Annotated in this window: 13 protein-coding genes; 10 read left to right on the top strand and 3 right to left on the bottom strand. The window is 47.5% G+C overall.

Translation table 11 applies throughout. The annotated features are described in order from the left end of the window. Positions 1-152 precede the first annotated feature (152 nt). The 7 genes from ACFW2W_RS01955 (at position 153) to ACFW2W_RS01925 (ending at position 4,333) form a co-directional block, all read left to right on the top strand. Positions 153-731: a Uma2 family endonuclease gene (locus ACFW2W_RS01955; RefSeq protein WP_378172608.1), complete on the top strand. Its 579-nt coding sequence runs from the start codon at positions 153-155 to the stop codon at positions 729-731. 261 nt (positions 732-992) lie between these two features. Beyond that, positions 993-2,252, top strand: coding sequence for a family 10 glycosylhydrolase (locus ACFW2W_RS01950; protein ID WP_378172605.1), 1,260 nt, complete (start codon positions 993-995; stop codon positions 2,250-2,252). A gap of 47 nt (positions 2,253-2,299) precedes the next feature. Beyond that, a complete protein-coding gene (locus ACFW2W_RS01945) occupies positions 2,300-2,554 on the top strand; it encodes a hypothetical protein (protein ID WP_378172602.1) in 255 nt (84 codons plus the stop codon). A gap of 175 nt (positions 2,555-2,729) precedes the next feature. Next, positions 2,730-2,924 (top strand): DUF2281 domain-containing protein, encoded by a 195-nt coding sequence (locus ACFW2W_RS01940; protein WP_378172599.1) that lies wholly within the window; start codon positions 2,730-2,732, stop codon positions 2,922-2,924. After that, on the top strand, positions 2,909-3,241 hold the full coding sequence (locus ACFW2W_RS01935) for a type II toxin-antitoxin system PemK/MazF family toxin (RefSeq protein ID WP_378172597.1): 333 nt from the start codon (positions 2,909-2,911) through the stop codon (positions 3,239-3,241). The genes ACFW2W_RS01940 and ACFW2W_RS01935 overlap by 16 nt, the downstream gene beginning before the upstream one ends. Before the next feature lie 30 nt (positions 3,242-3,271). Beyond that, a complete protein-coding gene (locus tag ACFW2W_RS01930; RefSeq protein WP_378172594.1) occupies positions 3,272-3,442 on the top strand; it encodes a hypothetical protein in 171 nt (56 codons plus the stop codon). Positions 3,443-3,649: 207 nt separating this feature from the next. After that, a complete protein-coding gene (locus tag ACFW2W_RS01925) occupies positions 3,650-4,333 on the top strand; it encodes a response regulator (RefSeq protein ID WP_378172591.1) in 684 nt (227 codons plus the stop codon). On the opposite strand, the gene ACFW2W_RS01920 is transcribed toward ACFW2W_RS01925, so the two are convergent. Both ACFW2W_RS01920 and ACFW2W_RS01915 read right to left on the bottom strand, forming a co-directional pair. Then, a complete protein-coding gene (locus tag ACFW2W_RS01920; RefSeq protein WP_378172589.1) occupies positions 4,330-4,638 on the bottom strand; it encodes a sensor histidine kinase in 309 nt (102 codons plus the stop codon). The two genes, ACFW2W_RS01925 and ACFW2W_RS01920, sit on opposite strands and share 4 nt — an antisense overlap. A 388-nt stretch (positions 4,639-5,026) precedes the next feature. After that, positions 5,027-5,299: a hypothetical protein gene (locus tag ACFW2W_RS01915; RefSeq protein WP_378172587.1), complete on the bottom strand. Its 273-nt coding sequence runs from the start codon at positions 5,297-5,299 to the stop codon at positions 5,027-5,029. Between the two features lie 16 nt (positions 5,300-5,315). Here ACFW2W_RS01915 and ACFW2W_RS01910 point away from each other — a divergent pair, with 16 nt between their 5' ends. Then, positions 5,316-5,591 carry a hypothetical protein gene (locus ACFW2W_RS01910; protein WP_378172585.1) on the top strand — a complete coding sequence of 92 codons (276 nt, stop codon included), beginning with the start codon at positions 5,316-5,318 and terminating at the stop codon, positions 5,589-5,591. Positions 5,592-5,617: 26 nt separating this feature from the next. Here the strand turns inward: ACFW2W_RS01910 and ACFW2W_RS01905 are convergent, their stop codons facing one another. Beyond that, positions 5,618-5,809 (bottom strand): hypothetical protein, encoded by a 192-nt coding sequence (locus ACFW2W_RS01905; RefSeq protein WP_378172583.1) that lies wholly within the window; start codon positions 5,807-5,809, stop codon positions 5,618-5,620. A 9-nt stretch (positions 5,810-5,818) separates the two neighbouring features. Between ACFW2W_RS01905 and ACFW2W_RS01900 the strand changes: the two genes are divergently transcribed. Both ACFW2W_RS01900 and ACFW2W_RS01895 read left to right on the top strand, forming a co-directional pair. Next, positions 5,819-6,091 (top strand): hypothetical protein, encoded by a 273-nt coding sequence (locus ACFW2W_RS01900; RefSeq protein ID WP_378172581.1) that lies wholly within the window; start codon positions 5,819-5,821, stop codon positions 6,089-6,091. Positions 6,092-6,100: 9 nt separating this feature from the next. After that, positions 6,101-6,988, top strand: coding sequence for a hypothetical protein (locus ACFW2W_RS01895; RefSeq protein ID WP_378172578.1), 888 nt, complete (start codon positions 6,101-6,103; stop codon positions 6,986-6,988). Positions 6,989-7,343 lie beyond the last annotated feature (355 nt).

The raw sequence follows: 7,343 nt of genomic DNA, 5'->3' as shown, positions 1-7,343 counted from the left end.
CTTTGTCAGCTTTTAGAACAGCTATATCCTATCGGTTTGTCCGTTGGCTTCAGGAGAATACTGACGTATTTGCCTTACACCTAGCCCATTTAGGGCTTGTTTGGGCTTGAACAAAGTTCAAGTCCCGGTAAGGATAGCCGGAGGTGAACGCAATGCCCCCACTACTGAATAAAACAACCGACCAACGCATTGTCCATCAGGGAACCTGGGAACAGTTCAAGTTCATCCAAAAGGGCTTTGAGGGTTCTCCTGGGGTGCGGCTGTTTTACTATAACGGGACGGTCGAGATTCTGATGCCGGGACAAGACCACGAAACTTTTGCTCACGTCATTGGTTACTTAGTGACAACCTTTCTTGCAGAAAAAGGCATTTTCTTTCAGCCAACTGGATCGATGACTCAGGAAAAAGAAGGCGTTGTCTCGGCTCAAGCAGATGAGTCTTACTGCATTGGGAGCGTAAAGTCAATTCCAGATTTGTCGATTGAAGTTGTCTTTACCAGTGGAGGCAGCAGCAAGTTAGAACGCTATAAAGCTTTGGGCGTTCCAGAGGTTTGGTTTTGGGAAGATGGATTGCTGAAGCCTTATCATCTTGGAGACGGTAGCTATGAATCCATTGAGCGCAGCCAGCTACCCGGACTTAGTGAACTCGATCTTGATTTGCTCAGGCGCTGCATTTTGATGGCGGAGACTGACGCTGGGGAAGCAATTAGAGCGTTCCGCCGAGAGATATAGCCTCAAGTAGATTGTGAGGATTGTTGTATTGCCAATACTGGGGCATTTTTTCTAGCGCGAGGTTACAAAAACGATGCGATCGCCTTTTGCAGGATAGCGCGATCGCGAAGCGCTCCAAAAAGTCAGTTCGCTCATTTGCTATGCGGAATTGAGCGATCGCAAAGTGAAGTAGCTTGATGTAGCACCATTCGCTCTAAATTATTCCTTCCGCACTTCAAGAGTATTGGTTACTACAGGCAAGCCCCAATCACTAATATTGTCATGCCACCCAAAAAAGAAAACAATGGATGTGGATGTTCGAGTGTTCCATTTTCATTAATCATAGTTTTGTTAGGTGTTGGTTATTGGGGCTTTACGCATCTAGATAATCTAGGTATCAGCAAATTTTTGTCTAATAATATCGGCAAATTTCTCCCTAATAATCAACAACCAGCTACTTCTAATAATCCACAACCAACCACTCCTAGTTTGCCTCGTGTACCTAGCGTTGCCGCTTCTCCCCTACCGCAAGTTATTCCGCCTAAAACACTACCAACTAATCCACAAGTTCCACCTAAAACACTACCCACTAATCTACAAGTTTCACCATCACCCGTAACCCTCAAGAAATCACCATCACCTCAAGCTCCTTGGGAAAAAAAGGAAATCAGGGGAATTTATTTAAGTCGGTATCAAGCGACTAATAATGCTGACGAACAAACGATTCGCCAGCGAGTTCGTTATTATCGCTCTCAAGGAATAAATACAATTATTCATGGAGTGTGGGGTAATGGTTGCACGATGTACAACAGTAATGTTATGCAGCAAACATTCGGATACAAAAGTTGTCCCAACCAATTTCAAGATCAATGGCTAGATTGGTTGATTGATGAGGCGCACAAGCAGGGAATGCAAGTTCACGCCTACTTTGAGAAGGGGATTAAAATCGATAAAAATAGCCCGATCTTTGACGAAGCTATTTCTAAACGATGGATTGTGCCTGGAGTCGATAAAACCTATGCTGGCATCGAACACTATGTACTGGATGTGGAGATACCAGAAGTTGCTAATTTATTCAAAAAAATATCAGTAGAGTTTGTCAAAAAGTATCCAACCATTGATGCAGTTCAGTGGGATGATTACTTGGGTTATCATGCTGACTTACCTGGCAAGGTTGATCGCACCGCCCAGTTGACTAATTTTGTGCGGCAAATGAGAGCTGATATGAAGAAAGCTAACCCCACCGTTAGTTTCGACCTTTGCCATCATAATCCTTATTGGGGTAAACGTTATTTTGCGGCTGACTGGCAAAATTGGAATGTCGATCGAGTTTTCATTCAAATTTATAACGATGCTAATTTTAAACAAGAGTTAGATTATGCCAAAAATTATGCGGGAGTAGCAATTTCAGATAAGCAGTTGTATCGCTTAAAAGAACTGATTAATAACCCCAAAATCAAGAGTGTTTTAGTGTTTCCCTCCTCTGGAAAACCAGAAGAGACTGCGGCTCTTGTCAAAAAGCTGATTCCAGTCAGTAACTAGGGCAGGAATCTAACAGATTTTCGGAAATAAATGGAAGACACGGCAGCATGGCTGGAGTAAACGACGAACGGGGCGTAAGTTTGCCAACCAAGCTGTGGATTTATTCTATAATTAGCGCGATCGCTCATCGCTGGTTAGCTGAGAATATGGTAAGTTGCGATAGCGAAGCGCTGACTTGTCAGTTCGCTCATTCACCGTCAATCCCTCCCAACTTTACCAGCAACGCTTGCTACGCCTCAAGGAAGCTGGTGCAACTGGTGGATGCGATCGCGCGTTGCGCCGACCTGTCGGTTCGCGTTTAAAGAGGGCGCTGGAAGGGCAGGAATCATCTGTTGAGGGGGAGTAGAGCTAATTTTAGACACTGCTGAAGATAGCGATAGCGAAGCGCTGACTTGTCAGTTCGCGCTCCTTACACTTTCTATAGAGATCGACATTACTGTTAAGCTAAGGTCAAAGCTGCGCGAAGGATCAATCAATATGCGTTTGAAAGAGTTAATTATCCAGGAACTCGATCAAGCCTCAGAATGGTTATTAGCTGAAGTTTTAGACTTCCTGAAATTTCTCAAGGCTAAGTCTCGGCAAGAGACGCTTGAAGTCAATCTACTCAGTGAATCCTCTTTGCAAAAGGATTGGTTACGTCCAGAGGAGGATGAGGCTTGGCAAGATTTGTAAAAGGGGATGTGGTTGTTGTCCCCTTTCCGTTTTCAGATTTGACTCAAGCAAAGCGGCGTCCGGCGTTGGTGATAGCGGTTCTACAGGGAGATGATGTTATTCTCTGCCAGATTACAAGTCAGACAGTAGCCGACAATCAAGCGATCGCGATTGGGATGGATGATTTTAGTACGGGTAGTCTAAATCAGGTCAGCAATGTCAGACCCAATCGGCTATTCACGGCAGATCGGCAAATTATTTTGTACAAAGTGGGGCAACTGACTTCTGAGAAGTTTGATGAGGTCATTGCCAAGATAATTGAGATTTTGCAAACCTAAACCATTAGAGTGCGATAGCGAAGCGCTGACTTGTCAGTTCGCTCATTCACCGTCAATCCCTCCCAACTTTACCAGCAACGCTTGCTACGCCTCAAGGAAGCTGGTGCAACTGGTGGATGCGATCGCGCGTTGCGCCGACCTGTTGGTTCGCGTTTAACGAGGGCGCTGGAAGGGCAGGAATCATCTGTTGAGGGGAAGTAGAGCTAATTTTAGAGAGTGCTGAAGATGGCGATCGCGAAGCGCTGACTTGTCAGTTCGCGAAGCGCTCCAAAAAGTCAGTTCGCTCTATTTCCTTCCACAAATCCATCTTAAGATACAACAGAGGATAGTAATCAACTCTGTTCATGCCAAGTCAATGTTTGAGCGTGGTAGGATGAATTCGCGTTGCCTAACTTATAGCTTCATCAAATGTCATCTGCAACAGATTTAACCGAAACTTTCTCATCGAATCTGCTGCCCCTACAGCTTTTGATCGTAGAAGATGACCCTGTGATGCGATTGGGGTTAGTTGAGTTATTTGAAGACAATTCCCAATTTGAAATTGTTGATAAAGTTACAAATGGCTATGCAGCAGTGGATGTTGCTCTAAAACTCAAGCCTAACCCGATCGTTATGGATATTGGGTTGCCTGAACTAGATGGAATTGCTGCAACCCAGCAAATTAAAGCAGCACTGCCTGAAGTTAGAGTGGTGATGTTGACCTCTCACACGGCTGAGGATGAAATGCTTGCAGCATTTGCTAGCGGTGCTGATGCCTATTGTGTGAAGGGAACCAGTTTAGAGCAATTACTGCTAGCGATCGCGTGCGCTAAGGAGGGAGCCGTATACCTTGACCCTCAGATCGCTCGACGCATTGTTGAAAACTTTAAACCTTCATCTCCCAAAGAAAAAAACAGTTTGGCTCAATTATCAAGTCGAGAGCGAGAAGTTTTGAAACTGCTGGTTGACGGTAAAAGCAATCCTGAAATTGCCGAGGTTTTGTATATCAGCCTCAGTACTGCCAAAGCTCATGTCCGCAACATTATGAGCAAATTAGCAGTTGACGATCGAGTGCAGGCTGCTGTTATCGCTCTGCGTTCAGGATTAGTTTAAGCAGCTACAGGCAGGGTGAACCTGAAAGTTGCTCCACATCCGGGTTGGCTAATGACCCCAATTTTCCCTTGATGAGCTTTAATAATTTGCTGGCACAAATACAGCCCCAAACCTAGCCCAGGCATATAGCGTGAATGAACACCCCGGTAGTAGAGTTCAAACAGGCGTTGTTGTTGCTGGGGTGGAATTCCAACTCCATTATCTTGAATCGTACAGCGCAGCAGTCGAGGCGTTTGCAACGTTGCATCAAAGACACAGTGCAGCAAGCAATATTCGACATCTCGCAAGGGCACAGCCAATACCATTGTGGATTTGCAGGCTGACACCAATCGAGATGGAATGGTTTTTCTAACATGATGCCAGCGCTAGCCATGACGCCAACGAAGATACTTGGGACAGCCACCATAGAGCCATCTTCTTGCCAACTAGCACGCGGTAAATGAATCTCCAACCGCTCCTGGAAACCCCAGCGAGTTGATTGAAGTCAAGCTAAGTATTGCGGCACTGTCCATGCACTCTGCTTCTTGAGGATCGGAAGTGCCATGTTTGTGCTGCAAAAGTGTTCAATTGTCAGCAATTCACCCAATGCGCCATTTACTTTGAATCTAAAGATAAAGCACCCGGCGATGCAACTCAACCAATTGAGCTTTCTACTCTTCATCCCGTTGATGCTGGGCACAACCCCATTCGGAGCTATCGCACACGCGGCAACCCCTCGTCCTCTGACTCCGACTCAACAAGCAACCGTCTCGCTCTGGCAAGAAATTCCGCTTCCTCAAAAAATGTCCTTTCATGGCGATCGCGCGAGCGCTGCGTCCCGATGGGCAAGTGGTAGCGGAGGGAGACTCCCCGTGCCATTCGAGTCTGGAAGTTAGGAGAAGGAACTGCCTTTCGGACTGTTGCCAGTTTCCCTGAACTGTCGAGTGAATCCCAAGTTGGCGCTCTAGCGTTTAGTCCTGACGGCAAGATCCTGGCTGCCAGTGTGTATGTACCAGAACAACAAACCTTCTTGATTAAACTTTGGGATGCTGAGTCGGGACGGGAACTTCGCACCCTTCGCAGTCGGCTGATACCGAAGGTGTCGGATCGCAATTCAGACGGCTCCCCGCGCTATCGATCGGACTCTAACATAGTCTTCAGTGCCGATGGTAAACGACTGGTCGGTGTGGTTGGCAATAACTCAACCCGTGCAAGTGTGGGATTGGGCCTAAGAGAAAAGTCACCCAAAAGTTTGTCGGTGGTGATGGAACGGCGATAGCGAAGCGCCGACCTGTCGGTTCGCCTTCAGTCAGGACGGGCGATCGCTGGGGCGCGGTGGCGAATCCGCGATTTATCTGTGGGATTTGCTCTCGTAGGCGGCTTATCCAACGCTTCAGCAGCCGCTATCCGTTGGGGAACTTCGTCTTTAATTCCGACAATACGTTGCTGTACAGCACGTCCAAGGCTGCACTTGGCAACACAGATCAAAGTATTCAAGTTTGGAACGTGAAGACCGGACAAGCCATGCGGCGATTTGGCATTGGCAACTGGAGTAGCCAGATCAGCTTCAGTCCCGATGGCAGAACGGTGGCAATCGGTGGTCCTAGCAGCAGTTTGGCGTTTGTGGATCTGATGCAGCCGCAAGTCGTCACCCGAACTGATAATGTCTTTCCGGGCTGGAGTGGATTGATGGCATTCGATCGCACTGGCTCGATCTTTGCGATCGCAAACAGTTCTGAAGTGAGACTCTGGCAACACCACCCTAATTCAACTCGGTAGAAAGAAACGATGCAATTCAATCAACGAGTCACGATCTTCCTTTTGTCCCTGGTGAGCAGTTTTGCCATGCTAGTTGGGGTGGCGCTGGTGATGCGTCACGCTCCGCGCGATCGCGTTACAGCTATCCCAACTAGCCCGCTACCAGACAGCCCTAAAGTCAATCAGGATTCAACTCAAGCCAGCCAGCCTCAACCAGCCGCCAGCACAGAGGAGCCTACCCCAGCTAAAACGCTGCCCGCTCCATCCTCAGAAGCGATCGCCACCGCAAAGCCTTTTCCGCGCCGCCCGATTGTGTTAACCGATCGGGCAAAACCAGGAAGTTCATTCTATGCGTTTCGGCAGCGTTTACGACAGGCAGTGCGGAATCGAGATGCTGCCTTCCTTCGCCAGATCGCCGACCCACAGATCAAGCTTTCATTTGGGTTGCCCCTGACGATCGAGCAATTAGAAATTGCCAACCCCAAAGCAGTCGTTTGGCAACACTTGGAGCGCATTATCAATACAGGGTGTGCGCCCTATGAAGTCTCTGCCGATTCTTCTAAAAGTGATGCTTGGACTTGCCCTCATGTAGCTGAAGCGCCCGTTGGCGATCCGTTCGCAGACGTTTATATTGTGGGGACACAGATCAATGTGAGATCCCAACCTGAAGCTAACAGTTCAGTGGTAGCAGTTCTCTCCAACGAAGTGGTGCCGTTTGACTCAAAAGGAGCTGAGCGCCTATCCCAACAGCAGATTCAAAGTATGGAAACTTGGGACGGCTGGAAGCCCGTGATTACACCAGAGGGAGTCCGAGGCTATGTTTCGAGTCGCTATGCCTATATTCCATCTGGCTACCGCGCTCGATTTGAGAATAAACAAGGGAAATGGAAAATGACTATTTTCATTACGGGTGACTGAGTTGAGTGTTCAGGACTCGCCGCACATCACCACATCTGAGGGCAACCACAGGGGGATTGCCCCTACAAAAAGCTATATGTATAAGCTTTCCGTAAGTCCTGGTGTTGTTAGTCCTCACGATTTCAGGTCTGCAATGAAACAAGAAATTTGCCAAAGTCATTGGGTGGGTGCTGGGTAGCATCGTTATCTCCATCGTGCCATCTTGCCAAACATATCGCCAGACTTCTCCGCCAACCCTGGCTTAATTTGCTATCTCATACTCCATTATGCAATGCCGGAAATTTCTTTAACTTATGAAATAGAGAGGCGATGAAGCCGTGAAGCGATGTGCGATTAATCCTGCTGCAAATGGTAA

Origin of the sequence: Coleofasciculus sp. H7-2 (genome assembly GCF_042747725.1) — a bacterium.
Classification (GTDB): domain Bacteria; phylum Cyanobacteriota; class Cyanobacteriia; order Cyanobacteriales; family FACHB-T130; genus FACHB-T130.
This window is presented reverse-complemented; position numbering and strand designations above follow the sequence as displayed.

What these genes read in the sequence shown, in the direction of transcription:
- ACFW2W_RS01925 (WP_378172591.1), top strand. Translation starts at nt 3,650, where the DNA reads ATGTCATCTGCAACAGATTTAACCGAAACTTTCTCATCGAATCTGCTG.
- ACFW2W_RS01920 (WP_378172589.1), bottom strand. Translation starts at nt 4,638, where the DNA reads ATGGTATTGGCTGTGCCCTTGCGAGATGTCGAATATTGCTTGCTGCAC.
- ACFW2W_RS01895 (WP_378172578.1), top strand. Translation starts at nt 6,101, where the DNA reads ATGCAATTCAATCAACGAGTCACGATCTTCCTTTTGTCCCTGGTGAGC.
- ACFW2W_RS01940 (WP_378172599.1), top strand. Translation starts at nt 2,730, where the DNA reads ATGCGTTTGAAAGAGTTAATTATCCAGGAACTCGATCAAGCCTCAGAA.
- ACFW2W_RS01955 (WP_378172608.1), top strand. Translation starts at nt 153, where the DNA reads ATGCCCCCACTACTGAATAAAACAACCGACCAACGCATTGTCCATCAG.
- ACFW2W_RS01950 (WP_378172605.1), top strand. Translation starts at nt 993, where the DNA reads ATGCCACCCAAAAAAGAAAACAATGGATGTGGATGTTCGAGTGTTCCA.
- ACFW2W_RS01945 (WP_378172602.1), top strand. Translation starts at nt 2,300, where the DNA reads ATGGCTGGAGTAAACGACGAACGGGGCGTAAGTTTGCCAACCAAGCTG.